The sequence below is a fragment of the Actinosynnema sp. ALI-1.44 genome (assembly GCF_001984155.1).
GTDB lineage: Bacteria > Actinomycetota > Actinomycetes > Mycobacteriales > Pseudonocardiaceae > Kibdelosporangium.
Map to the genome: position 1 here is coordinate 276,927 of NZ_MTQO01000052.1, position 22,670 is coordinate 299,596.

Below are 22,670 nucleotides of genomic sequence, written 5' to 3' on the forward strand. Positions count from 1 at the left end.
GTAGCCTCCGACTCACCTGTGCGTAGTCAGGGCCCTGAGGACTTCACGGGCCTCGGCACGGCACACCTCGCTCCACCTGGCGAGTGACCTGGCAGCTTTCACCCGGATGTGCCACGGCGCGGTCTCGTCGTGCGCCACCTCGCGAGCGACGACGGCTGCTTTCTCCCGGTAGTCACGGCGTAGTTCGGCCATCGCGGTCGCGGCTCTCAGACGCGTTCCTTGTGTGAGGTCGCGGTCATGTGTCATGTCGGCGAGGAATCTGGCGGCTTCGCTCGCGGCGATGTCGCCGATGGCTAGGAAGACCTGGATGCGTACCAGGGGATTCTCGGCTGTCCGCAGCCGTCGCAACCTGCGGAGGAGGTCACCGCGGAGGTCTGGCCTGGCCGTGGTCAACGCCCGAGCGGCATTCACCCGGGTGAGTGTCGGCGTGTCCTCGTCCGCGAGCATCGCCCGCAGGACCGGCACAGCGAGTTCACGGCCGCGCTCGCCGAACTTCAGTAGGTCCCGCGCTGCCCGCCACCGCAGCGGACATCGACGTATCGACGTGGCGATGTCGTGCAGGATGTGGGCACCTTGGGCCCGGTCGGCGATGTCGTACTCGCTCAGCTTGTCAGCGGCGAGCCACCGGACGGCGGCCGAGGCGCGTGGGTCGTCGCGCATTGCCCGCGCGGGATTCAGTCCGTCGTGCCCGCCCAGCGCGATACGAATCGTGAGTCTGTCCCTGTCCGAGGTCCGCTGATCCGCGACGACAGCACGCAGAACACCGACCATGGACTCCGGGACGTGCGGCATCAGGTACAGCAACCACCGAGCCGCATCGAGTCGTTGTCGCCACGCACCACTGTCCGCCGCAGCCATCGCCTGGTCGATGACCCGTTGACGCACTGGACGACTCAGGTCGCACAACTCGCGTAATCCGTACCGTTCGTCCGTGCTGCTCATGTCCTCCAACAGGCGCAGCGCCTCGGGAATGTGCCGGGGCGAGAGCCCGGCCAACGCGACCGCGGCCCTCATCCGCTCGATCGGAGAAGTCTCCACCGCCCCAAGCGTTTCCCGGATCACCATCTCCGCTTCGCCTGCCAGCCGTGGATTGCCCCACACAGTGATGCCATCGACTCGGTCCCGCACTGGAAGAGTCGAATCGGCAAGCAACGAGCGCCTCGTGACCATAAACGGCTTGTTTTGAAGACGCCGGGTGATTCCACTGAGCGTCGCAGCCCTCGTTTCCGGGTGAGCGGCGACGTTGAGTACCAACGCACTGTACTCAGGCGCATCAAAGGAACAGACATAGGACAACCATCTCAGGCCGAGCTCGCGGTCATCGGGTGTGCTCTCGAAGCTGGACACGAAGTGCCGAAGCATTGCGGCAGCCCTCGGAGCGCAGGACGCATCCAGATCAGCCAGTTGGGCCGCCGCCACACAACGATCACTGACCGGCTGCCGCGCGTCGTCCAGAACGGCCTTGTGGATGTGGACAGCCCAATCGACAGTGGCACGGTCGACTCCAGCCAGTGCGTAGGCGACGTCGGTGGACCAGTAGAAATCGAGGAACTCATCGCGGGCCTGCGCCCCCAACTCCTCCAGCGCCTCTTCACGTGCGGCCTCGTGGTTGCCCGCAAGGAGAAAAGCCGCTTTGTCACGGACCGTTCTGGGAGCGTCCGGATCCGACATCAATGTCCGTAGGCGCGGCACCACATTCGCCCCCAGCCTGGCCAGTTCGCTCACTCGTTGGCGCCACGAATACGCGGTCCCGTCGTGGTGGAGTCGCAACACCAGGTCGGCGGCGGTCTCGAGTTCTTGGGGCACCATGCGGACAAGGGTCACGGCAGCGTCGGCTCGTACCACCGAGTCCAGCACATCGTCGGCGACGATGTGACGCAGCCGGTCGACGATCTCCGGATCAGCCGGGTTCCCGATTCGCCATAACGCTTCGGCGATCGAGAGCACATCGCTCGCCGTCACATCCGAACGGCGAAGCCTCGAAAGAACCGCGTCGGCGAGCTCGGTTCGATGCACGGCGCTGAGCGCGGCTGTCAACCCGGACATCACGAACCTCAGCTGGTACGCAGGGAGATCGTCCGAGCCGAGCATGTCGATGATCGCGGCAAACGCCAACTGGTGGTACTTCCTGCCAAGCAAGATGAGCCTGTTCGCCGCATTGCCCCGGAACGCCCCCTTGCGACTGGGGTCGTTGGCCACGCCGGTCATCGCCGAAGCGATGAAGTCACGGGCGCCGTCGTTGTCGGTCAACGACGGCCAGTCGTCATAGTCCTCCCAGGACGTTACCTCTTCGGGTTCCAGCAGTCCGGGCAGCCAATGTGCGGCGTCCTGCGCGTACTTCGTGCCGGTGTTCCGCAGGATCTGCCATGCCCGCGTCTGGACGGCGGGATCACTCGATGTTCCACCTGACCCGTGAGCATCCTCCGCAACGCCACCACGGCCGAGTCCCGGTACGGCTCACCCAATTCGGCGAGCCTGCCGAGCGCACCTGCCCGTTCGAACGACTCGCTGCGTGGGTCCTCAACCAGACCGAGGTAAACCCCCGCGGCCTCCGCTCGGTACTCACTGCCCAACTCAGCGAAGGTCTGGGCCGCCCAGTAACGGTTGTTCGTGGTCGAGGACGGATCCGACAGTGCCTTGCGGAGCAGGTCGGCTGCCTGCACGCGCAGTCCCAGATCCGCCAGTGCCTCCGCGATGATGCGCAGGGCGTGCGGCCCCGGTGAGAACTCTGCCGCCATCGCACGCACAAGATCGGCTGCGACCTTCCGGTACTGCGGACCCAACTTGGCGAGGCCTGTTGCCGCTTTGGTGCGATGCATGGCACTGAACCGACAATCACCGGCTGCTTTGGCCAACGCGTCGGCAGCCTCAGCCAACTGGTCCGCTCCGAGCGCCGCCAACGCGAGTGCGGCATCTCTGAAGGGCGACAGCTCCGATCCGCCAGCGAGCACCGCACGGAACACGTCGGCGCACCTGTCGTGGAACTCGACCCCGATCTCCACCAGACCGTTGGCCGCTTCGACCAGGTCGCCATCCGGTGTCACAGGGTCATCGAGCAACGCCATCAGCGACTCGACCGCATAAGCACGGGCGGCGCCATCGAAGTTGGCCAGCACCAACGCCGCGTTCCGGCATTGCCGTGCGGTCGCGGCCGGGTCGGCGAGGACCGCTCGCAACCCCCGCTCGGCGGTTTCCCTTTCACCGCCACAATCCGACAGGGCCTCCGCCGCGCTGAGGCGGTGCCTGATGGCGATCGACTCGTCATCGACGACCTGTCGCAAGTGGGCAACAGCCTCGGCGGACTCGTCGCCGCGCAACCGTGTCGCCAGTGCCGTCGCGGCTTCGACACGGGACTCCCAAGGGCTTTCCGTTTCCCGCATGATCTCGGCAAGCCAGCTGCGATGCCCGGGTGATGTGCCGCCCGGCTGGTTTGTTGCAGGATTCGCAAAGCGGGGTACTGGGTGGTTTTCGCCCATGCTCTCGCGGTGGTCAGGAACGCGTCGACCACCTCGGTCGAAGCGGGGACATGTCCAGCGAGCAGTCGCGCAGCCAGGAGGTGTTCTTCGGCATTGTTGGCGCGCAGCCACCGGATCAGCACGTCGGCTTCGGCGGGGTGCAACCTTGTGAAGTGCAGGAGCACCGCTCGGGCGTACCTGCCGCGCTCATCGGGGCGCGCGGCGTGCAGCAGGCGCGCGAACTCGGGTTGCCCAGGGGCGAACTCGGTGGGCAGGAGACGGGCTTTCGCCGTGGCCGCGAGATGTTCGGCGAAGCTGTGGTGCAGGAAGCGCAAGTCGTCACCACGGCGGGTGACCGGGCCCACGGCTGCCAGACAGGTGACCAGATCTTCGCCCGGCGAGTCCGGCAGGTGCCGCGCCGCCCACTCCAGAGTCGCAGCCACCAGCGAGGTGTCGGTTTCCAGACGCACCACGCCCAGGTGCTCAAGCAACGCCCCGCAGGCCTGGTCGAGCGGGCTCGGCTCGTGAGAACGCGCGGATCGCAGGTACTTCAGATACACCTCGTACAGCGAATACTGGTTGTCCGGCAACGGGCGGTCGCCGTGCTGTTCGAAGATGATCGCCGCGATCGTGGCCAGCAGGGGCACACGCACCAGTTCGTCGAGGTGCGCCGCGCGGATCTGCCGCACGAACCGCTCTCCCAGCGACTCGTTCTCGAACCAGTTGACGGCGAACTGGCGCAGCGCTTCATGGTCGAACGGTTGCAGCTCGTACCGCGCCGCGCCGATCCGTTGCAGCGGCGCCAACGCCGAGCCCTCGATGGGACGGGTCGTGAGCACGATCCGGTAGGGCGAGTTGTCGTCCGACGCCCAATTGGCCAGGACGTTGACGAGCTTGTCCCGTGCCGCGCTGTCCGCGACTTCGTCGAGGCCGTCGACCAGCATCAGTCAACGGCAGCCCGCGACACGTTCCCGCACCACGGCCGGTTCGACCTGCTCGGCCAGCAGTGCGCCGTACTCCACGTGCACGCACTGCGCGACCGCCTCGGGGAACGGCACGGACAGACGCGTGGCCAGCTCGCGTGCCGTCAGCCGCAGTGGCACCACCGGTTCGGCCAAGGGGTCCGGTCCGAAACTCGCCCACCGCGCGGCCACGTCCGCCGCCAGCCGCAACGACAGGGTCGACTTGCCCTGGCCTGGGCCTCCGGTGACCAGCAGGTGGTCGTCTCCGTCCAACGCCGCCCTGACAGTCCGGGACGGCGGTCGGACAGCCAGGCGGGCCACCGGCGGGTTCGGGGAGTCGATCAGCTGCCCTCTGCTGTCGAGGATAGGTTCCGGACGTGTCTGTTCCGCCGGTTCCTCTGTCCCGGTCCCGAGATCCTGGCGCACGTACACCGTCGCCAACGACGGTCGCCGTGCCCCGGGCAGCCGGTACGGCAAGTCCTGCGCGGCTTGGACCTGCGCACGCAGCAAGGACCGGATCGGCGACGGGAGTTCGGGCAGGTCCGCCCAGTCGGCCGGGGGTGGCACCGGTGGCTTCCGCTCCGGTCCCACCGCGTGGAAGTGGACATCGCCGTGGATCTCGCCCGCCTGGACGAAGGGGCCGTGGAACGTGCCATCCATCCGGTTGCCCGACACATGACCCCTTCGCGCACGGTCGGATAATCGTGCCACAGTCAGGTTATGGATCTGAGGGCGGCGCGTCCGGACGAAGCCGTGGCGCTCAGCGAACTGACCATGCGTTCCAAGGCGCATTGGGGTTACGACGCGGCGTTCCTGGCCGACTGCCAGGACGTGCTCCGGCTTCGGCCTGACGACGTCGTCGCACGGCGCACAGTGGTCGCCGAACGGGACGGCGCGGTCCTCGGTGTGGCCACTTTGGACGGTGAGCCGCCCGGCGGGGAGATCGGCCTGCTGTTCGTGGCACCGGATGCGATCGGACGGGGCGTCGGGCGTGTGCTGTACCGGCATGTGATGGCCGAGGCGGCGCGGCTGGGGTTCACTCGGGTGCGGATCGAGTCCGACCCCCACGCCGAAGGGTTCTACCTGGCGATGGGCGCGGAGCGGCAAGACACGAACCGCGGCACGCCTGTGCTGGTGGCGTGGCCGGTTCGGCCGGAGCCGTCGTGGTCGGTGGCCTGGAGCGGGGCCGGATCGACCGTTCACGTCGGCAATGTCGCCGAGTTCAACGGCCAGTTCACCGGCCGGGTGCGGGGTCCGGACCACTACTCCTGCATGGCCGCGTTCTGCGGACGGAAGCCCGCGATGATCGTTCTGCCGCAACAGGTCGACGATTGGTGGGTGCGGGACACCGGTGCCGTGCTCGGTTGGGGCGACGTGGAGGTACACAGCGGAGTCGCCGATGACGGCCGCGTGTCCAGTGCGATCGTCGACCGGCCGGATCTGTTGGAACGTCTCACTTCCCGTGGGTCCGCAGTGCTGCCGTGGGGCCGGACGGCTGCTTTCGAACCGATTTCCCCGTCACCCGGTGGCGTGCTGGCGGCCATCAGCCGGTACGAGTCGAAAAAACACGGGCACGCGCTGTTCAGCGGGTTGGCTGCCGAAATCGACGGGATCATGGTCCCCTTGCAACGGCCTGCCGGGTCACGCCGGGCGCTCGCCAGGGAACTCGCCAGCGGGGCAAAGGTCGTGCTGAAGCAGGAGTACGGCGTCGGCGGGTCCGGAACGCTGATCGTGTCCCCTGGGGCGCAACGGATTGGCGCACTGACGCGGCGGTGGGCGGGCAAGCTGCTCGTGGAGGAGTACGTGGACGGATCGGGCCCGTACCGCAACCCCACCTTCGACGCCGTCGTCGACGCCGCCGGTGAGGTGCACCCGGTCGGCACCGGGCTGATGGACATCGACGGAACCAGCTACCGCGGCGTCACCGTCGGCCCCGGTGTCCTGCCCGAACGGCTCGCCGACACGGCCGCCGAGTTCGGGATCGCGCTCGGCCACGCCTTGGCCAGGGAACGCTATCGAGGGTGGTACGACGTCGATTTCGTCACCGACCAGTCGGGCCGCCTCGCCCCGGTCGAGATCAACCTGCGGCTCACCGGACCGGCCGTCGCGTTCCACATCCAAGCCGCACTCGACCGCGTGCGCGGGGGCCACCACCTCGTCCGCACGATCGACTGGTTACCGCTCGGTGCGCGGCTGCCCTCGGAGGCGCTGCGCGCCCACGTCGCCCGCGTTGCCCGACAGTGCCAGGAGATCGGCGCGACTCCGCTGGTCACGATTCCGACAGCGGCATTCGATCCCGTCCCCTACCTGGGTGTGGCGATCGCGGCCCGCACCAGCGCGGCACTCGCGGAGGCGGAAACCGCCATCCGCGGCGCGAACGCGGCACTGAGCGAGATGTTCGGCGACCTGGGGGTCAATCCACGCGACGCTCGCGCAGCGCGAAGGCGACGAGCACGGCCGCGGCGATCATGAGCGTGACGTTGAACCCGTAGACGAGGGCGGCCTGGCGGCCCCAGTCGGTCTTGGCCGCGAGCCGGTAGAAGTTGTCCTGCGGCCACCACGCGACGAGCAGCCAGACCACCGACAGGTGGGCGAGCGTGGTCAACCACGGCGGACGCCCCATCCGGGTCAGTCGCCCGCGGCCCAGGAGCAGGAAACCGATCCCCAAGCCGAGTGCCAGGCATTCCGCCGCGTAGAGGCCGGTGAAGAGCCCGGCGTACGGCTGGGGCACCACCGACAGATCCGTGGAGCCCGGCCAGAAGACGTTGGTCAGCACGAACGCGAGGAACCCGATGAACACCGCGAGGACCAGCACCAACCCCGCCAGCGGCCGGTCGCCCATGTCGAACAGGGCTTCCTTGCCGCCCGTGGCTCGGCCGGGCAGCACCGGGAGCGGAAGACCGCTGCGGTCCAGCTCACCGGAACTGGTGCGGGGCAGGGTGTCCACCGGGATCACGGCCTGCGGGATCCGCTTGGCGGGTAACCGGGGCTGCGACAGGAACGCCCGGATCCCAGCCGGATCGGCCGGGCCGGTGGTGACCACGTAGGCGACGAGCGTGTGCTTGCGCGGCCCGGTCCGGATCTTGGCCACCACGCACGCCCGTACTTCCGGGTGCTTGCGAAGTTCCGCCTCGACATCGTCGTACGCCATGTCACCACGCCCCCTCGCCCAGCGGTCGGACAATCGTGCCACAGTCGGGACATGGATCTTCCGCTGCTGCAGTTCGATTCGACCGGTGCGGGCATGTACTCCCCGTCGGCGCCGAAGTTGTCGGAGCCATGGCCGGAGAGAGCGGTGCTGTGCTTCTTCCGTGAGCAGATCGCGGCGCTTGTCGAGCGGGGTGCGGCGAGGCGGGTCGGCCGGTTCACCGTCGAGATGGGCGGCCACGACATCTACATCACCGAGGACTCCGCCGGTGAGCGCGTCGCGCTGTTCCACCCGACGGTTGGCGCGCCGACTGCCGTGCACCACCTGGAACGCGCGATCGCCGGTGGCGTGCGCAGCTTCGTGGTCTGCGGCGGCACCGGGGCGTTGGTGGAGCTCGCCATGGGGCACGTCGTGGTCCCGTCCGGCGCGATCCGGGACGAGGGCACCTCGTTTCACTACGCCCCACCGGGTGTGAGCATCGACACCGACCCGGACGTGGTCGACGCGCTGGTGGCGTTGCTCGAGGAGCAATCGGTTCCGCACGCGGTCGGCCTGACCTGGACGACCGACGCGCCGTTCCGGGAAACCCCCGCCATGGTGGCCGCCCGGCGTGACCAGGGCTGCCTCCTCGTCGAGATGGAGGCGTCCGCGTTGCTCGCGGCGGCCCGGTTCCGCGGTGTGAGGCTCGGGCTGCTGCTGTATGCGGGCGACGACCTGAGCGGCGGGAAATGGGACCTGCGGAACTGGACCGCGAGCGACGCCCGTGCCCGGCTGCTGCCGCTCGCGATCGAGGCCACCGGCCGGTTCTAGGGCTTCAGTGCCTGCTCGACGTCGGCGATCGCGCCCTGGTAGCGCACCGCGTTGACGTGCGGGTTGCTCCGCGCACGGCGTGGTGGAGATGAACACCCGGTTGGTGGTGCGCGAGCTCGCGGGCTCGGGCGCTGACGCCGTCACACGACTGCTGGGTTGAGGGTTCCGCCCCTCACCCGGTTGGCCTGCCGATACCCTTCGGTCCGTGGTGGTGAGCGAACCTGCGCCGGTCGACGTGGCGGTCCCGGCTGTCGTGGCGAAGCCACCGCCGCTGGACGAGCAGGACTGCCGTCAGCTCGACCTGATCCGGCGGTTCGGCACCATCGGCTCGCTGCTGCTGGTCTTCGGCTCGCTGGGCGCGGGTGCCCTGCCGATCTTCAACCCGTTGCCCAGCGTGCCCGTGCTCGGCCTCTTCGCCCGCATCCCCGCGGTGTCGCTCGGGATCGGCACGCTCGGCATGGGCATGATCATCACCGGCTGGCTGCTGCTCGGGAAGTTCGCCAAGCCGGGGCGGCCGCGGCTGATCAGCCGCGCGCAGCTCAACCGGACGCTGATGATGTGGGGCGTCCCGCTGATCTTCGCCATGCCGCTGTTCTCCAAGGACGTCTACAGCTACCTGGCGCAGAGCTCGATCGTGTCGCTCGGTCTGGACCCATACGAACTGGGCCCGGGCCAGGCACTCGGCCAGGACCACCCGCTCACCCGCGGCGTGTCCAACATGTGGCGGGACACGCCCGCGCCGTACGGACCGCTGTTCCTCTACCTGGGGCACCTGCTCAACTCCGTGACCGGCAACCACGTCGTCACGGGCGTTCTCACGCAACGCCTCCTGGCCATCGTGGGCATCGCCCTGTTCGTCTGGGCGTTGCCCCGGCTCGCGCGGCGTTTCGGGGTTCAGCCGGTCACCGCGTTGTGGTTCGGCGCGGCCAACCCGCTGGTGCTGTTCCACCTGGTCGGTGGCGGGCACAACGAGGCGCTGGCGATCGGCCTGATGATGGCGGGCATCGAGATCTCGCTGCGCTACCTGCCGCGGCCCGGTGATCCGCCGATCACGTCGGCACGCCGGGAATGGACGTTCGTCCTGCTCGGCATCGCGGTCATCACGCTCGGCGCGGCCGTGAAAGTGCCCGCGCTGGTGGCTGCCGCGTTCGTCGGCGTCCAAGTCACGCGCAGATGGGGCGGTGGCGTGCCACGGTTGTTCCCGGTCGGCGCGTTGTTCGTGGCCACCGCGGGCGTCACGATGACCGCCGTGTGCCTCGGTACCGGCCTCGGCTTCGGCTGGGTCGGTGCGCTGGACACACCCAGCCTGGTCCGCAGCTGGATGTCCCCGGTGTCCGAGCTGGGCAACCTCGGCGGCGTGCTGGGGATCACGCTCGGCCTCGGCAACCACACCACCGCCGTGCTGGAGATCTTCACGCTGCTCGGCTACGGCACCGCCGGGCTGATCACCGTGAAGATGATGTGGGACAGCCTCGCGGGCAGGCGCAGCGTGATGACCGGCCTCGGTGTGTCGCTGGCCGCGTTCCTCATCCTGCACCCCGCCATGCAGCCCTGGTACCTGCTGTTCCCGGCCATCCCGCTGGCCGCGTCGCTCGCCGGGACCAGGCGGTTCCGGCGCCTGGCCACAATGGGGTGCACGGTCGCGTCGGTGCTGCTGCCGACCACGGGCGGCACGTTCGCGGGCCGGACGTACGTGATGGCGTTCGCCTACATCGCGGCGATCATCGTGTTGCTCGGGCTGCTTTTCTGGCTCAACCGGAGTGTCCCGCTGCTGCCGCGCAAGGTGACCCCCGTCGCTCCAGCCGAGGGGTCCGACGACACCGCTCCGGCCAGGCCCTAGGCTATTTGGTTGTGAGCGCTTCCGAAACCCGTCCCGCCGTCGAGGTGTCGGGACTGGTCAAGCGCTACGGCTCGACCACCGCCGTCGACGGCCTCGAGCTGCGGCTGGCGCAGGGCAAGGTGCTCGCGTTGCTCGGACCGAACGGCGCGGGCAAGACCACCACCGTCGAGGTGTGCGAGGGGTTCCTGCGTCCCGACGCGGGCCGCGTGCGGGTGCTCGGCCTCGATCCGCGTGCCGAGGGCGACAAGCTGCGTCCCCGGATCGGCGTGATGCCGCAGGGCGGCGGCGCGTACCCGGGTGTGCGCGCGGGCGAGATGCTCAAGCTGGTCGCCTCGTGCGCGGCCAACCCGCTGGACACGGACTGGCTGCTGGACGTCCTCGGGCTGACCAACGCGCTGCGCACCCCGTACAAGCGGTTGTCCGGCGGGCAGCAGCAGCGGCTGTCGCTGGCGTGCGCCCTGGTCGGCCGCCCGGAGCTGGTGTTCCTCGACGAGCCGACGTCCGGAATGGACCCGCAGGCCAGGCGCCTGGTGTGGGACATGATCTGCGCACTGCGCGGCGACGGTGTGAGCGTCCTGCTGACCACGCACCTGATGGAAGAGGCCGAGACACTGGCCGACCACGTGGTGATCGTCGACCACGGCAGGGTCGTCGCGGAGGGCAGCCCCACCCAACTGACCACGGAGGACCCGGACACCCAGCAACTGCGGTTCAAGGCCCGGCCTGGGCTGGACACCTCGCTGTTGACCGCCGCGCTGCCCGAAGGGTGTCACGTGGCAGAGGCTGCTTTGGGTACATACATCGTTACCGGGCGCGTCGATCCGCAGGTAGTCTCGACGGTGACGGCGTGGTGTGCCCAACAAGGAGTGCTGGCCGAGGAACTGCACGTCGGCCGGCGCAGTCTCGAGGACGTGTTCCTCGAGTTGACCGGACGGGAGTTGCGTTGACGGCCACAGCCGCCTCCAACGGTGTCAACTCACGGTTCCCAGCTGGCACGTTCCGCCCCGCGCCCGGTGCCGGGAGCAAGGCACGCATGCTGCTCGCGCACGCGCGTACGGAAACCAAGCTGACACTGCGCAACGGCGAGCAGGTCCTGCTCACGTTGCTGATCCCGATCGCGTTGCTGGTCGGGCTCACCCTGATCGACATCATCTCGCTGCCCGAGCCCCGGGTGAACTCGGTCGTACCGCGTGTCTTCGCGCTGGCCGTGATGTCGTCGGCGTTCACCGGGCAGGCGATCGCGCTCGGCTTCGACCGGCGCTACGGCGTGCTCAAACGCCTGGCCGCGACGGCGCTGCCGCGCTGGATGCTGGTCGGCGGACGAGTCCTCGCCGGGCTCACCGTGGTGGCGATCCAGCTGGTCGTGCTCGGTGTCGTGGCGCTCGTCCTCGGCTGGTCACCGTCGCTGGGCGGTGTGTTGTGGACCGTGTTGCTCGCGGTGCTCGGCGCGCTGGCGTTCGGCGCGCTCGGCGTGCTGCTCGGCGGGACGCTCAGGGCCGAGATCGTGCTCGCGCTGGCGAACATCATCTGGTTCGTGCTGTTGCTCGCCGGCGGGATCATCGTCCGGGCGGGGTCGATGCCGTCCGGTTTCGCCGGGGTCGTCGAGCTGTTGCCGTCCGGCGCGCTGACCGAGGGCGTCGACTTGGCGCTCAACGGCGGCGGGCCTGGCTGGCAGCCGCTGGCGGTGCTGGTCGGGTGGGGTGTGGTGGCCGCCGTGGTGGCGGCGCGCACCACTCGGCTGACCTGATGTCGATCACTCGGCAGGCTACGCATACCATCGAGGAGTGGTGAACCGCAGCGGACTGAAACAGCGCATCGTCCAGGGGCAGTACGGCTTCGCCGTCGCCGCCGTCGTCGCCAACGTCTGCATCGCGATCACCGGTTCGGTCGTCCGGGTCACCGGCTCCGGCCTGGGCTGCAGCGAATGGCCCAACTGCCTGCCGGGCAGCATGGTCCCGGTCGAGCACCCCGAGTTGGACATGCTCCACCAGTGGATCGAGTACGGCAACCGGCTGTTGTCCGGCGTCGTCGGCATCATCGGCGGCCTGTGCTTCCTGGCCGCATTGCTGTCCCGTCCGCACCGCAAGCGCGTGTTGTGGCTGTCCGCCGCGATGATGGGCGGCGTTGTCGTGCAGGCGATCATCGGGGGCATCACGGTCCGGTCCGGGCTGCTGTGGTGGACGGTGGGCATCCACATGGTCGTCTCCCCCGTCCTGGCGTGGTTCGCGGTGATGCTGGTCCGCTCGTTGCGGGAAAGCGACGCCCCGCCACGGCCACGGACGCACCCGTGGGTCCCCCGGCTGCTCGTCGTGCAGACAGTGCTGCTCGTCGGCCTGCTTGTCGTGGGCACGATGGTCACCGGCGCGGGGCCGCACGCGGGCGACAAGAACACCCCACGCCTGGATCTGCCGGTGTCCACCCTGGCCCACGTACACGCTGCCTTCCTGTACGCGTTCCTCGCGCTGCTGCTGCTTGTCGGCTTCCTGCTGTGGCGCGCAACAGCGCCCCGCGACGTCTGGAAGCGGTACTTCATCCTGCTGGCCGTGGTCGTCGCACAGGGCTCGATCGGGTTCGTCCAGTACTTCACGGGGGTGCCGGGTGTGCTGGTGGTCCTGCACGTCTTCGGCGCGATGCTGGTGACGGTCGCGACCGCCTCGTTGTGGGCGTGGAGCAGGGAACGACCGGCCACTGTGGAGGCCACTGAGCACGAGCAGTTCGCCGCCGCTTCGCACTGACACTATGCAACCTTCATCGTCAGCGCCTAATGTCCGGTTCGTGACGACGACCGAATCCGGCCCGGCGCCTCTGCTTGGCGAACGCCGAACAGTCGCTCAGCAACTCGTTCTCAAGGTCTTCCTGCTGGTGCCGTTCGCGGCGCTGATCGCAGCCGTGCCACTCGCGTGGGGCTGGGGCCTGAGCTGGCTCGACATCGTGCTGACCGTCTCGTTGTACGTGATCGCCACGCTTGGCGTGACCGTCGGCTACCACAGGTACTTCACGCACGGCGCGTTCAAGGCCAACAGGGCGGTCCGGATCGCACTCGGCATCGCGGGCAGCTTCGCGGTGCAGGGCTCGGTGATCTTCTGGGTCGCCAGCCACCGCCGCCACCACGCGTACGCCGACCGCGAGGGCGACCCGCACTCGCCGTGGCTGTTCGGCACGTCGCCAGGAGCGCTGCTGAAGGGCTTCTGGCACGCGCACATGGGCTGGATGTTCTCCCGCGACGTCACCAACTACGAGCGGTTCGCACCGGACCTGCTGCGGGACGACGACCTGCGCGTGGTCAGCAAGCTGTTCGGGGTGTGGACGGCAGCCAGCATGGCGCTGCCCGCGCTGCTCGGCGGCCTGATCAGCTGGTCGTGGTGGGGCGCGCTGACGGCGTTCTTCTGGGCGGGCCTGGTGCGGGTCGCGTTCCTGCACCACGTGACCTGGTCGGTCAACTCGATCTGCCACATGGTCGGCGCCCGCCCGTTCGCCAGCCGGGACCGCGCGGCCAACTTCTGGCCGCTGGCCATCCTGTCGATGGGCGAGTCGTGGCACAACTCGCACCACGCGGACCCGACCTGTGCCCGGCACGGCGTCCTGCGCGGCCAGATCGACATCGCCGCACGCACGATCTGGATCTTCGAGAAGCTCGGCTGGGCGTGGGACGTGCGCTGGCCGACGGCGGAACGACTGGCCCGCCGCAAATTGAACTCATAGGGCCTCGCCGGGCACCGCCTGCTGGGCGGCCTTGAGCAACGCGGCGCACTCCGGGTCCGGCCGGAAGACGACGTCGTCGATCGACGCGATCGGCACCGGACCGCTGATCGCGTTGGTGCGGAACGCCGAGCGGAAGCCACGCAGTTGCGCGAGCGTCACCGCCCCGCGTTCGTCCGGGATGCCCAGCGCCAGGAGCCCGGCGCGCAGCGTGGTCATCTCGACCCCGGGCAGCGCGGGCGCGTCCGGCCAGATGATCTTCGAGCCGTCGTGGAAGGCGATGTTCCAGAACGAGCCTTCCGAGACGCGGCCGTGCTCGTCGACGAACACCACGTCGTCGTATCCGGCCTGCTGGGCGAGCCGCACCTGGTGGTACAGGCTGAACGTGCCGATGTGCTTCACTTCGGGCAGATAACGGCTGTACACCGCCGACCGCACCCGCGGCGACGGCCCTTGCCGCGGCTGCACCGTCCGCACCGTGACGGCGATGTCCGGCGGCTGGAGATCGACCACCCGCCCCGGCGTCGCGTCCCGGGCGAACACGGTGACACGGACGTTGGCAGGCAGCTCCTGTCCACGCAGGGCGTCCCGCACCCGCTCACGGACCAAGGCCCCGTCGATGCCGTGACCGAAGACCACCCGCGCGTCCCGGTCCAGCCGCTCGAGGTGCGCGGTGAGCCCCCGTGCACCATCCTGGTCGACCAGGATCGAGGTGTAGTGACCGTAGCTGACGTCTCGCACAGGGACATGATCGCGCGAACCCGGAACAAGTCCGCGCCCGGCGTGGTTGGTCGATGAAAGACGAACAACTCTACGAGGAGGCGGCGTGCCGAAAGCAGTGCGGGTTCACCAGACCGGCGGGCCGGAGGCCCTCGAACTGGTCGACGTGGACGTCGCGGCACCGGGTCCCGGCGAAGTCGCGGTGAACGTGCTCGCGGCGGGCGTGAACTACATCGACACGTACCACCGCTCCGGTCTGTACCCGCTGTCCACCCCGATCGGGATAGGGCTCGAAGGCGCCGGGATCGTGACCGACGTGGGCCAGGACGTGACCGGCCACAAGGTCGGCGACCGCGTCGCCTGGTACACGGTGCAGGGAAGCTACGCCGAGAAGCTCGTGATACCCGCCGCGTCGGCGATTCCCGTGCCCGACGGAGTCGACACGGACATCGCGGCGGCGCTGCTCCTGCAAGGCGTGACAGCCCACTACCTGCTCGCATCGGTGTACCCGGTCCAGAAGGACGACCCGGTCCTCGTCCACGCGGCGGCGGGCGGAGTCGGCCTGCTGCTGGTGCAACTGGCGAAGGCCCGCGGTGCCCGAGTCCTGGGGACGGTGTCGACACCGGAGAAGGAACAGCTGGCGAGGGAAGCCGGAGCGGACGAGGTCGTCGGCTACGAGGACTTCGAGAAGCACGCCCGCGACTTCACCGGCGGCGAGGGCATGGCAGCGGTGTACGACGGCGTGGGCAAGACGACATTCGACGCCAGCCTCGCCAGCGTCCGGCGCCGCGGCTACATGGTCCTGTACGGCGCGGCCAGCGGCCCGGTCCCCCCGGTGGACCCCCAGCGCCTCAACCAGCAGGGCTCGGTCTACCTGACCCGCCCGACCAGCCGCGACTTCTCCAGCCCGGAAGAACTCGCCTGGCGCACCGGGGAGCTGTTCGACGGAGTCCGGTCCGGCGCGCTGTCGGTGCGCATCGGCGGACGCTACCCGTTGAGCGGCGCGAGCAAGGCACACGAAGACCTGCAAGGTCGCAAGACGACAGGAAAGCTCCTGCTGATCCCCTGACGCAGGGGGTCACCTGGGCGCGGTTGGGGAACTTCAGGGGCTAACGGCTCTGGACAGCCTCAAGGAGTTCCCCAACCGACGGGTCGTCGAGACTCTCGACGACACACTGCCAAAGTTCGAGGTTCGCAGTGGCCCACCGCGAGTACATGCCCTTCGCCTCGGCGCTGTAGAAGTAGAAGCCTTCGTCGTGCTTGCCCTGCTGCTCACCCACGATCTTGTGGGCCAACTGCGCCAACGTGATGCCGTTCTCGCTCAGATACCGGTGGGCGAGCACGACCGGCGTCACCGGCAGCGCCTTGAACAGCGTGTCCGCGTCGCTCAACGCCTGCGCCGCGAGCGAGATGTCCCGGTGTCGGGTCCGCATCTCGGCCTCGACGACGATCCGGTCGATCGACTCGGCCACCGCCTCGTCCACACCGGATTTGGCGAGGATGCGCATCCGCAGGTCGCGTCCGGCTGCGGCATCCGAATTGCGTTCGACGATGTAGTTCAGGTCGTGCACCAATGCAGCGGTTTCCACAACGGCCGCATCGGACCCATTGGCACGCGCGAACGCGCCCGCCTTGGTCCTGACGAAGTGCACGTGGTGCCATCCGTGGAACGGCAGGTTGGCGGCGAACCGCTGGCACAGCCGTTTCACCCGTCTTTCCACCTGGTCGACCGCCAGGTCGCTGACGGAACCCAGCTCCTGGTCAAGCATCGGTCCCTCCCATCTCGAGCCCCCGCGCAAGTGAGGGCATCGTAGGTGGTGAGACGCCTGATCAGGGTGTACATGATGACACTACGACAGGTTTTGGCACCTTTCTACAAAGTCCATCCGCCCACATCACAGCCGGTCGGCGAGGTGGCCGAGGCGTTCCTCGACGGGCACGTGCCTGCGGCTGACGCTGGTGGCCGGGTCGAACGACAGGCTCCAGCCGCGCACCGGCCGCGACTTCACCAGGAACGTCATCGTGCCGTCCGCGGCCTTCGGGATGCGGTGGAACTGCTCGGAGAACATCGTGCCCGCCTCCCCCGTCTCGCACACCCCGCTGTGCACCATCGTGGCCGACTTGATCACCAGGCCGTTGGTGTCCATCTCGGCGTCGAACCGTTCGTGCACGTAGGACCCACGCAGGATCGTGGTGCAGAAGTGGTAGCGGTGGTTGTGGATCGAGTCGGCGTACCCGATGCGCCAGTCCCGCTGCGGCTTGTACTCGTGCAGCCAGAACGAGAACTTGTCGCCCGGTTGGTTGAGCAAGCACCACGCGAAGTGCGTGGTCGTCTCGCGTGACCGGGAGATCACCGCGGCGGCGACCTCGCCGGACAGGGTCCTCAGGTGGTGTCGTAGTTCGTCACGCAGCTCGTCGCGGCAGGCCCACTCGGTGAACCGGCCGCTCACGGCGGCCCAGTCGGCCTGGTCGACGGTGCGCAGTTCGCCGGCCAGTTCGGCCAGCGCGGACCTCGTTCGCATTTCAGTCCTCCAGCCCGGCGGCCTTGGTGAATTCTTCCCGGAAGGCGTGGAACTGGCGCTCCAGGCCCGCGAAACCCTCGTCGGACAGCGGTGTTCCCGTGATTTTCTCGAACAGGGCGAGGAATTCCTGCCGAGTCGTGTCCGGGGTGATGACGAATTTCTGCGCGGCCCTGGTGTCGCGCATGCGCTGGAACTCGGTTCGTTGCATCCCGTAGATGAACGAGCCTTCCGAGAAACGCAGCGTGCGCGGGTACAACGAGGTCGTGCCGCCGACGTCGCTGTACAGCGTCAGCCACACGCTGTCGTCGAAGATCTCCAGCCGGTCGAGCGGCGGTTCCGCGATCACCGCGATGTCGACCGAAGTGCACCGGCTGCGGGCGAGGAACAACCCGACGAGGCCGATCGAGATCTCGTCGACCAGCTGTGCGCGGATTTTGTCGTAGTCACCGCTCGCGCCTTCACCGCGCAGCAGGTACCTTGCCCGTCCGCTGATCGCCGAGTGCTGCCTCGGGTCGGCGACGACCGTGCGCAGTTCCCACTCCGACGAGGTCACCAGCAGCCGCGCGGCCGCGTGCCTGCCGGAGAACCCGCGGAAGAAGTACTGGCGGCTGGCCTTCAGGTCGGCCATGAGCAGCCGGTTGAACTCCGGGTCGGGTTCGGCGCTGGCCTCGAAGACGTGCGTGGGGAAGAACTCGGTGTTCAACGCCCGGTATTCGGCCGACAAATCCCGTAAGGCCCGCTTGCTTTCCTCGATCAACGGAGTCACGAGCGCTTTCTGCGACGAGGAAGCCGTGATCAACGTCTGACCGAAACCGACAACAGCCGACACCATTGTGCCGGTGCCGAGCGCGGCCACCAGGGTCTTGAAAAGACCGGCGTCCATCGCACTGGATATCCACAGGCTACCGATCGAGATCACCAGCAGGACCGCGAGCAACAAGCCGGTCCTCGTCCAGAACATCTCCTGGATCGGGTTCTTGCGGATGCCGTTGGCGTCCGCGGACACCGGGTCACCTCCTTGACAGGCACCCATACGGACGAACGCGTAGTGTGCCCGTTTGAGTGCGCGCAGTAACTGTACGCGCATCGCGGCGCAGTAGGAATCCGGAAAACGGGGGATGCTCCCGATCACAGTGCGGCGCGAACCGACGAGTCGGGCACCCGATGGAACCAGTGTATGACCCGGTTGCCTAGGGTGACCACATGCGTATTGCAGGCAAGGTCACGATGGTTTCCGTGGTGCTGGTGGCGGCGGCCACCTTGAGCGCCTGTGCCAACTCCGAGCAGGCCTCGACGGGCACCCTGCCCACCGCCGAGTCGACTCCGCCGCCGACGACGAAGACGTCCGCCAAGGCGACGTCGACGACGGCACCGGGCAACACCGCGACCGGGCCCGAGTGCACCGCGGAGGACATCAAGGTCGATGGCGACTTCGGCGCCAAGCCGACGATCACCATCCCGAAGACCTGCCAACCGCCGAAGAAGCTGCTCAGCAAGGACCTCAAGCCGGGCACCGGCGCCGCGGTCGCCGCCAACAGCAACGTCAGCGTGAACTACCTGCTGCAGACCTGGTCCGACAACAACATCGTCGACAACTCGTACGACCGCGGCAAGCCGCTGGACGTCGAGGCCCTCGGCCAGTCGACCCTGATCCAGGGGTGGAAGCAGGGTCTGGTCGGAGCCAAGGAAGGCGGCCGCCGCCTGCTGGTCGTCCCCTCGGACCTCGGGTACGGACCGAACGGGCGCGCACCGATCAAGGGTGGCGAGACACTCGTCTTCGTCGTGGACACGGTCAAGGTCAGTTGACGCGCTCCCGACAGTGATCAGTCCACGGTAGACCGGCCACTCCTCGCGGGCGAGTTTCGGCTGTGGCACCCTCGGCGTGAAGCCGTGCAACGGGGTCTGTGTCTGCCCCTGACCGAATGACCGCGTGGGTGCCTCCGTGGAATTTCCACGCAGGCACACCCACGACCGTCGATTCTCACCGGGGTGTGAGCCGGAAAACCCGGAGGTCCCGGGACGTCTTCGACTGGTACGTGTCGTACGCGGGCCACGTCTCGAGCAGGTGCGGCCAGATGTCGGCGCGTTCCTCATCGGACAGCAGCCGAGCGTGCACCGGGCGCGTACGGCCCTTGACGTTCACGGTCGCGTCCGGTTCGGCCATCAGGTTGAGTGTCCACACCGGATGCCCCGGTCCGCCCCAGTTCGAGCCGACGAGCAGGATGTCGTCGCCGTCGGGGACGTAGAGCAGCGGGACGTCCCGCTGCACGCCGGACTTGCGGCCCCTGACCCGCAGGACGAGCGACGGCATCCCGGCGATGCCGACCACGGTCACCCGTCCCCTGGTCAACCGGAAGAGCACCTTGTCCACGCTCAGCACGACGGGGCGGATCCTGGTCAGCCAGGGTTGGGCCGCGATCCACCTCGCGGCTTTGCGCAGCAACTCCATGGCAGCCCAACCTACCCTGGTCAGGCCAGGAAATCCCACAACGGCACCGGTGTCAGGCCGTCCTGCTTGGCCCGCTCGACGAACGCCTGGTAGTCGGCGGTGAACGTGTGCCGGAAGTGCATCAGCACGATGTCGCCCGCCTTGAGCTTGCTGCCTGACTGGAACTGCACCACGCCGTCGTTGACCGCCGCTGTCCACAGCACGATGGCTTTCATCCCGCACGCGGCGACGGCTTTGCGCGTGTTGTCGTCGTAGTTGCCGAACGGCGGCCGGAACAACGTCGGGCGCTTGCCGAACGCCTGCTGGATCGCGTCGGAGTCGCCGCAGATCTCCTGGTGCTGGACGTCGTACGGCTTGCCCTTCAGGTTCGGGTGGGTCATCGTGTGGTTGTTGATCTCGATGCCCGTACCCTGCAGCGCCTTGAAGTAGTCCTCGCTGCCCTTGAAGTACTTCGAGTTCAGGAACAACGTCGGCTTCGCGCCGGAGTCCCTGATCAGCTGCAGCGCCGCCGGGTCCTTCACCGCGCCGTCGTCGATGGTGATGAACACGTACGGCTTGTCCGTCGGGATCTTGCGGACCACCGGCGCCAGACCGTCCACCGTGGCCGGTGCGGTCACCTTCTCGACGGGCGGGCTCGCCGGCGTGTTCGTTGGCGTGTCGGGTGACGGACGGGCCTGAGCGTGCACTGTGGACGGATTCTGCGCCTGCGTCTGTGTCCCCGAGCAACTGGCTGTCATGGCCGCCGCCACACCGAGCGCGACGGCCATGACCAGCTTCTTCCGCATTCTTTACCCTCGCTTTTCCTTCCCCGCAAGGAAATTGGCCTCTACCAGAGTAGACGCCCGAGGGGCACCGCGAGTTGCCTAAGCTCCGTCACTCCTGACGATCCGGTCGTCGGCCGCGACCGGGGAGCCACGCCCGTCGCGGTTGCTGGTGGTGAAGTACAGGTTCCCGTCCGGGCCGGCGACCGGAGTCCGGATCCGCCCGAACTGGCCCTGGTACAGGGCGCGCGGCGTGCCGACACCGGTGGTGGTCACCGGGATCACCCACATCCGCGCGCCACGCAGCGCCGCCATGTAGAGGTTGTTCTTGTAGTAGGCGATGCCGCTCGGGGACGCCTGCGACGTTGACCACGTCCGCAGCGGGTTGACGAAGCTCGGGTTGTTGCACGGCCCCTCGCAGGTCGGCCAGCCGTAGTTGGCGCCGGAGGTGATCTGGTTCAGCTCGTCCAAGGCGTTGTTGCCGAGTTCGGCCGAGAACAGCCTGCCGTCCGGCGCCCAGGTCAGGCCCTGGACGTTGCGGTGGCCCAGCGAGTAGACCAGCGAGTTGAACGGGTTGCCCGGCGCGGGCTGACCGGCCGGGGTCATCCGCAGGATCTTGCCGCCGAGCGAGGTGCGGTTCTGGGCGTTGGCCGAGTTGCCCGCGTCACCCGTACCGGCGTAGAGGAAGCCGTCCGGGCCGAACGCGAGCCGCCCGCCGTTGTGAATGCTCGCCCTCGGGATCCCGGTCACGATCGGCTGGGGCGTCTGCCCGAGCACGACGCGAGCGATCCGGTTGTCCGACGAGCTCGTGTAGTAGATGAACACGGTCCGGTCCTGCGCGAACTGCGGGGAGACCGCGAGGCCGAGCAGGCCGCCTTCACCTCGCGCGACTACGCCGGGGACCGTCTGAACGTCGGTCACGACGCCGGTCGGGCTCATCTGACGGATCTTGGCGGTGTTGCGCTCGGTGAACAGGGCGGAGCCGTCGGGCGTGAACCCGAGGCCCCAGGGCACGGCCAGTTGTGAGGCCACCACGGTCGTCGCCGCCTGTGCGGGGGCCGCGGTAACAAAAAGCCCGGTCAGCGCCGTCGCGGCGATGACCAGGCTCGTACGGACCTTCATTGGTCTTGTCCTCCTTGACTGCAGGGTCAGAGGTACAGACCAACTATGTCGCAACGATCACATCGTTGGGGAACAGACTTTCGGGTGGTTCAGAAAATGTTCGTCACGGGCAGTCCGATCGCGGAGTCCACCGCGACCATCACGAACACCGCGCAGAGGTACGTGTTCGACAGGTGGAAGACCTTCATCGGATTGCTCTCGCCACCACGTCGGTACACGTTGTGCAGCTTGTGCACCGCGGTGAGGAAGATCGCTCCGAGCACCGCCGCGGACAGCGCGTAGATCCAGCTCGTCGCGGGCACGAGCAGCAGCCCGCACAGGACCATCGCCCACGAGTAGAGCACGATCCGGAACGACACCTGGCGCGGTGTGGCCACCGCGGGCAGCATCGGCACACCGGCCCTGGCGTAGTCGTCGCGGAACTTCATCGCCAGCGCCCACGAGTGCGGCGGCGTCCAGAAGAAGATCACGCCGAACAGGACGAACGCGGGCCAGCCCACGTCACCGGTGACCGCCGCCCAGCCGATCACCACGGGCATGCATCCCGCGATGCCACCCCAGACGATGTTCTGTGAGGTACGACGCTTGAGCAGCATCGTGTACACGAGCACGTAGAACAGGATCGCGCCGACGCACAACACCGCGGCCACCCAGTTCGTGGTCAGCCACAGGAATCCGCAGGAGACCACACCGAGGACGACGCCGAAGACCAGCGCGTTGCGGACCGGGACCTCGTGCTTGACCAGCGGCCGCGCGCTGGTGCGCTTCATCACCGCGTCGATGTCGGCATCGACGACGCAGTTCAGCGCACCGGCGCTGCCTGCCGCCAACGTGCCGCCGACCAGCGTGGCCAGCACCAGCCACGGCGACGGGATCCCGCGCTGAGCCAGCAGCATGGCGGGAATGGTGGTGACGAGCAGTTGCTCGATGATGCGCGGCTTGGTCAGCGCGATGTACGCACGGACGACGTCCTGGAACCTGCGTCGCGGAGTGGTGGTGGGTGCGTCAGCGGTGATGCTCACAGCGCTCCCTGCGCGAAGCACACCGGCGACATGACGCTCCTTGTGTGAATGGAAAACGTTCGGGTACGGACGGAATAGTAGACGGGCTACGTACGGAGACCTGCGGCGGGTACTCCCCTGTCGAACCGTCCGAACGGTTCCGTCCGTGAATGAAGGAAGA

At 68.1% G+C, this 22,670-nt stretch carries 22 protein-coding genes; 9 read left to right on the forward strand and 13 right to left on the reverse strand.

Features of this window, described 5'->3' with window-relative positions:
- Positions 1-12: 12 nt before the first annotated feature.
- From ALI144C_RS39185 to ALI144C_RS39200, 4 genes are read right to left on the reverse strand one after another with little or no spacing between them, the layout of a single operon-like run.
- A complete protein-coding gene (locus ALI144C_RS39185) occupies positions 13-2,250 on the reverse strand; it encodes a hypothetical protein (RefSeq protein WP_076992288.1) in 2,238 nt (745 codons plus the stop codon).
- 32 nt (positions 2,251-2,282) lie between these two features.
- Positions 2,283-3,065 carry a hypothetical protein gene (locus ALI144C_RS39190; RefSeq protein WP_076992289.1) on the reverse strand — a complete coding sequence of 261 codons (783 nt, stop codon included), beginning with the start codon at positions 3,063-3,065 and terminating at the stop codon, positions 2,283-2,285.
- Positions 3,065-4,399: an NACHT domain-containing protein gene (locus ALI144C_RS39195; protein WP_076992290.1), complete on the reverse strand. Its 1,335-nt coding sequence runs from the start codon at positions 4,397-4,399 to the stop codon at positions 3,065-3,067. Before ALI144C_RS39195 ends, ALI144C_RS39190 begins: the two co-directional genes overlap by 1 nt.
- A 3-nt stretch (positions 4,400-4,402) precedes the next feature.
- The gene (locus tag ALI144C_RS39200; RefSeq protein ID WP_076992291.1) at positions 4,403-5,092 is read right to left on the reverse strand and encodes a hypothetical protein; all 690 of its coding nucleotides are present in this window, start codon (positions 5,090-5,092) and stop codon (positions 4,403-4,405) included.
- 45 nt (positions 5,093-5,137) lie between these two features.
- On the opposite strand from ALI144C_RS39200, the gene ALI144C_RS39205 reads away from it, so the two are divergent.
- Positions 5,138-6,889, forward strand: coding sequence for a GNAT family N-acetyltransferase (locus ALI144C_RS39205; RefSeq protein ID WP_076992292.1), 1,752 nt, complete (start codon positions 5,138-5,140; stop codon positions 6,887-6,889).
- On the opposite strand, the gene ALI144C_RS39210 is transcribed toward ALI144C_RS39205, so the two are convergent.
- A complete protein-coding gene (locus tag ALI144C_RS39210) occupies positions 6,831-7,568 on the reverse strand; it encodes an AMP-binding enzyme (protein WP_076992293.1) in 738 nt (245 codons plus the stop codon). The genes ALI144C_RS39205 and ALI144C_RS39210 overlap by 59 nt on opposite strands.
- 51 nt (positions 7,569-7,619) lie before the next feature.
- Between ALI144C_RS39210 and ALI144C_RS39215 the strand changes: the two genes are divergently transcribed.
- From ALI144C_RS39215 to ALI144C_RS39240, 6 genes are all read left to right on the forward strand, one after another.
- The gene (locus tag ALI144C_RS39215) at positions 7,620-8,375 is read left to right on the forward strand and encodes a nucleoside phosphorylase (protein ID WP_076992294.1); all 756 of its coding nucleotides are present in this window, start codon (positions 7,620-7,622) and stop codon (positions 8,373-8,375) included.
- A 211-nt stretch (positions 8,376-8,586) separates the two neighbouring features.
- A complete protein-coding gene (mptB, locus tag ALI144C_RS39220) occupies positions 8,587-10,215 on the forward strand; it encodes a polyprenol phosphomannose-dependent alpha 1,6 mannosyltransferase MptB (protein ID WP_237774532.1) in 1,629 nt (542 codons plus the stop codon).
- 11 nt (positions 10,216-10,226) lie between these two features.
- Positions 10,227-11,162, forward strand: coding sequence for an ABC transporter ATP-binding protein (locus ALI144C_RS39225; protein WP_076992295.1), 936 nt, complete (start codon positions 10,227-10,229; stop codon positions 11,160-11,162).
- Positions 11,163-11,248: 86 nt separating this feature from the next.
- Entirely contained in the window at positions 11,249-11,962 is a 714-nt protein-coding gene (locus ALI144C_RS39230; RefSeq protein WP_083753858.1) for an ABC transporter permease, read from the forward strand.
- A gap of 37 nt (positions 11,963-11,999) precedes the next feature.
- Positions 12,000-12,950, forward strand: a complete 951-nt coding sequence (locus tag ALI144C_RS39235) for a COX15/CtaA family protein (RefSeq protein ID WP_076992297.1) — start codon at positions 12,000-12,002, stop codon at positions 12,948-12,950.
- Positions 12,951-12,954: 4 nt separating this feature from the next.
- A complete protein-coding gene (locus ALI144C_RS39240) occupies positions 12,955-13,917 on the forward strand; it encodes an acyl-CoA desaturase (RefSeq protein WP_076992298.1) in 963 nt (320 codons plus the stop codon).
- Here ALI144C_RS39240 and ALI144C_RS39245 read toward each other — a convergent pair.
- Positions 13,912-14,655 carry an aminotransferase class IV gene (locus tag ALI144C_RS39245; RefSeq protein WP_076992299.1) on the reverse strand — a complete coding sequence of 248 codons (744 nt, stop codon included), beginning with the start codon at positions 14,653-14,655 and terminating at the stop codon, positions 13,912-13,914. The genes ALI144C_RS39240 and ALI144C_RS39245 overlap by 6 nt on opposite strands.
- 85 nt (positions 14,656-14,740) lie before the next feature.
- On the opposite strand from ALI144C_RS39245, the gene ALI144C_RS39250 reads away from it, so the two are divergent.
- Entirely contained in the window at positions 14,741-15,703 is a 963-nt protein-coding gene (locus ALI144C_RS39250; RefSeq protein WP_076992300.1) for a quinone oxidoreductase family protein, read from the forward strand.
- A gap of 40 nt (positions 15,704-15,743) precedes the next feature.
- On the opposite strand, the gene ALI144C_RS39255 is transcribed toward ALI144C_RS39250, so the two are convergent.
- The 3 genes from ALI144C_RS39255 to ALI144C_RS39265 form a co-directional block, all read right to left on the reverse strand.
- Entirely contained in the window at positions 15,744-16,403 is a 660-nt protein-coding gene (locus ALI144C_RS39255; protein WP_076992301.1) for an HD family phosphohydrolase, read from the reverse strand.
- Positions 16,404-16,529: 126 nt separating this feature from the next.
- The gene (locus ALI144C_RS39260; protein WP_076992302.1) at positions 16,530-17,156 is read right to left on the reverse strand and encodes a hypothetical protein; all 627 of its coding nucleotides are present in this window, start codon (positions 17,154-17,156) and stop codon (positions 16,530-16,532) included.
- Between the two features lies 1 nt (position 17,157).
- Positions 17,158-18,162 carry a hypothetical protein gene (locus tag ALI144C_RS39265; protein WP_237774534.1) on the reverse strand — a complete coding sequence of 335 codons (1,005 nt, stop codon included), beginning with the start codon at positions 18,160-18,162 and terminating at the stop codon, positions 17,158-17,160.
- 197 nt (positions 18,163-18,359) lie between these two features.
- On the opposite strand from ALI144C_RS39265, the gene ALI144C_RS39270 reads away from it, so the two are divergent.
- Entirely contained in the window at positions 18,360-18,962 is a 603-nt protein-coding gene (locus ALI144C_RS39270) for an FKBP-type peptidyl-prolyl cis-trans isomerase (RefSeq protein ID WP_076992303.1), read from the forward strand.
- Between the two features lie 175 nt (positions 18,963-19,137).
- Here the strand turns inward: ALI144C_RS39270 and ALI144C_RS39275 are convergent, their stop codons facing one another.
- From ALI144C_RS39275 to ALI144C_RS39290, 4 genes are all read right to left on the reverse strand, one after another.
- A complete protein-coding gene (locus ALI144C_RS39275) occupies positions 19,138-19,605 on the reverse strand; it encodes a nitroreductase family deazaflavin-dependent oxidoreductase (protein ID WP_076992304.1) in 468 nt (155 codons plus the stop codon).
- Positions 19,606-19,625: 20 nt separating this feature from the next.
- A complete protein-coding gene (locus ALI144C_RS39280) occupies positions 19,626-20,390 on the reverse strand; it encodes a polysaccharide deacetylase family protein (protein WP_076992305.1) in 765 nt (254 codons plus the stop codon).
- 78 nt (positions 20,391-20,468) lie between these two features.
- Positions 20,469-21,488 (reverse strand): PQQ-dependent sugar dehydrogenase, encoded by a 1,020-nt coding sequence (locus ALI144C_RS39285; RefSeq protein ID WP_076992306.1) that lies wholly within the window; start codon positions 21,486-21,488, stop codon positions 20,469-20,471.
- An 89-nt stretch (positions 21,489-21,577) separates the two neighbouring features.
- Positions 21,578-22,510 (reverse strand): heme o synthase, encoded by a 933-nt coding sequence (locus ALI144C_RS39290; RefSeq protein ID WP_076992307.1) that lies wholly within the window; start codon positions 22,508-22,510, stop codon positions 21,578-21,580.
- Positions 22,511-22,670: the final 160 nt, after the last annotated feature.

Coding starts and splice junctions, on each gene's coding strand:
- ALI144C_RS39190 (WP_076992289.1), bottom strand. CDS start 3,065: ATGGCGTTGCTCGATGACCCTGTGACACCGGATGGCGACCTGGTCGAA.
- ALI144C_RS39195 (WP_076992290.1), bottom strand. CDS start 4,399: ATGCTGGTCGACGGCCTCGACGAAGTCGCGGACAGCGCGGCACGGGAC.
- ALI144C_RS39205 (WP_076992292.1), top strand. CDS start 5,138: ATGGATCTGAGGGCGGCGCGTCCGGACGAAGCCGTGGCGCTCAGCGAA.
- ALI144C_RS39210 (WP_076992293.1), bottom strand. CDS start 7,568: ATGGCGTACGACGATGTCGAGGCGGAACTTCGCAAGCACCCGGAAGTA.
- ALI144C_RS39215 (WP_076992294.1), top strand. CDS start 7,620: ATGGATCTTCCGCTGCTGCAGTTCGATTCGACCGGTGCGGGCATGTAC.
- ALI144C_RS39230 (WP_083753858.1), top strand. CDS start 11,249: ATGCTGCTCGCGCACGCGCGTACGGAAACCAAGCTGACACTGCGCAAC.
- ALI144C_RS39240 (WP_076992298.1), top strand. CDS start 12,955: ATGCAACCTTCATCGTCAGCGCCTAATGTCCGGTTCGTGACGACGACC.
- ALI144C_RS39255 (WP_076992301.1), bottom strand. CDS start 16,403: ATGCTTGACCAGGAGCTGGGTTCCGTCAGCGACCTGGCGGTCGACCAG.
- ALI144C_RS39260 (WP_076992302.1), bottom strand. CDS start 17,156: ATGCGAACGAGGTCCGCGCTGGCCGAACTGGCCGGCGAACTGCGCACC.
- ALI144C_RS39270 (WP_076992303.1), top strand. CDS start 18,360: ATGCGTATTGCAGGCAAGGTCACGATGGTTTCCGTGGTGCTGGTGGCG.
- ALI144C_RS39275 (WP_076992304.1), bottom strand. CDS start 19,605: ATGGAGTTGCTGCGCAAAGCCGCGAGGTGGATCGCGGCCCAACCCTGG.
- ALI144C_RS39280 (WP_076992305.1), bottom strand. CDS start 20,390: ATGCGGAAGAAGCTGGTCATGGCCGTCGCGCTCGGTGTGGCGGCGGCC.
- ALI144C_RS39285 (WP_076992306.1), bottom strand. CDS start 21,488: ATGAAGGTCCGTACGAGCCTGGTCATCGCCGCGACGGCGCTGACCGGG.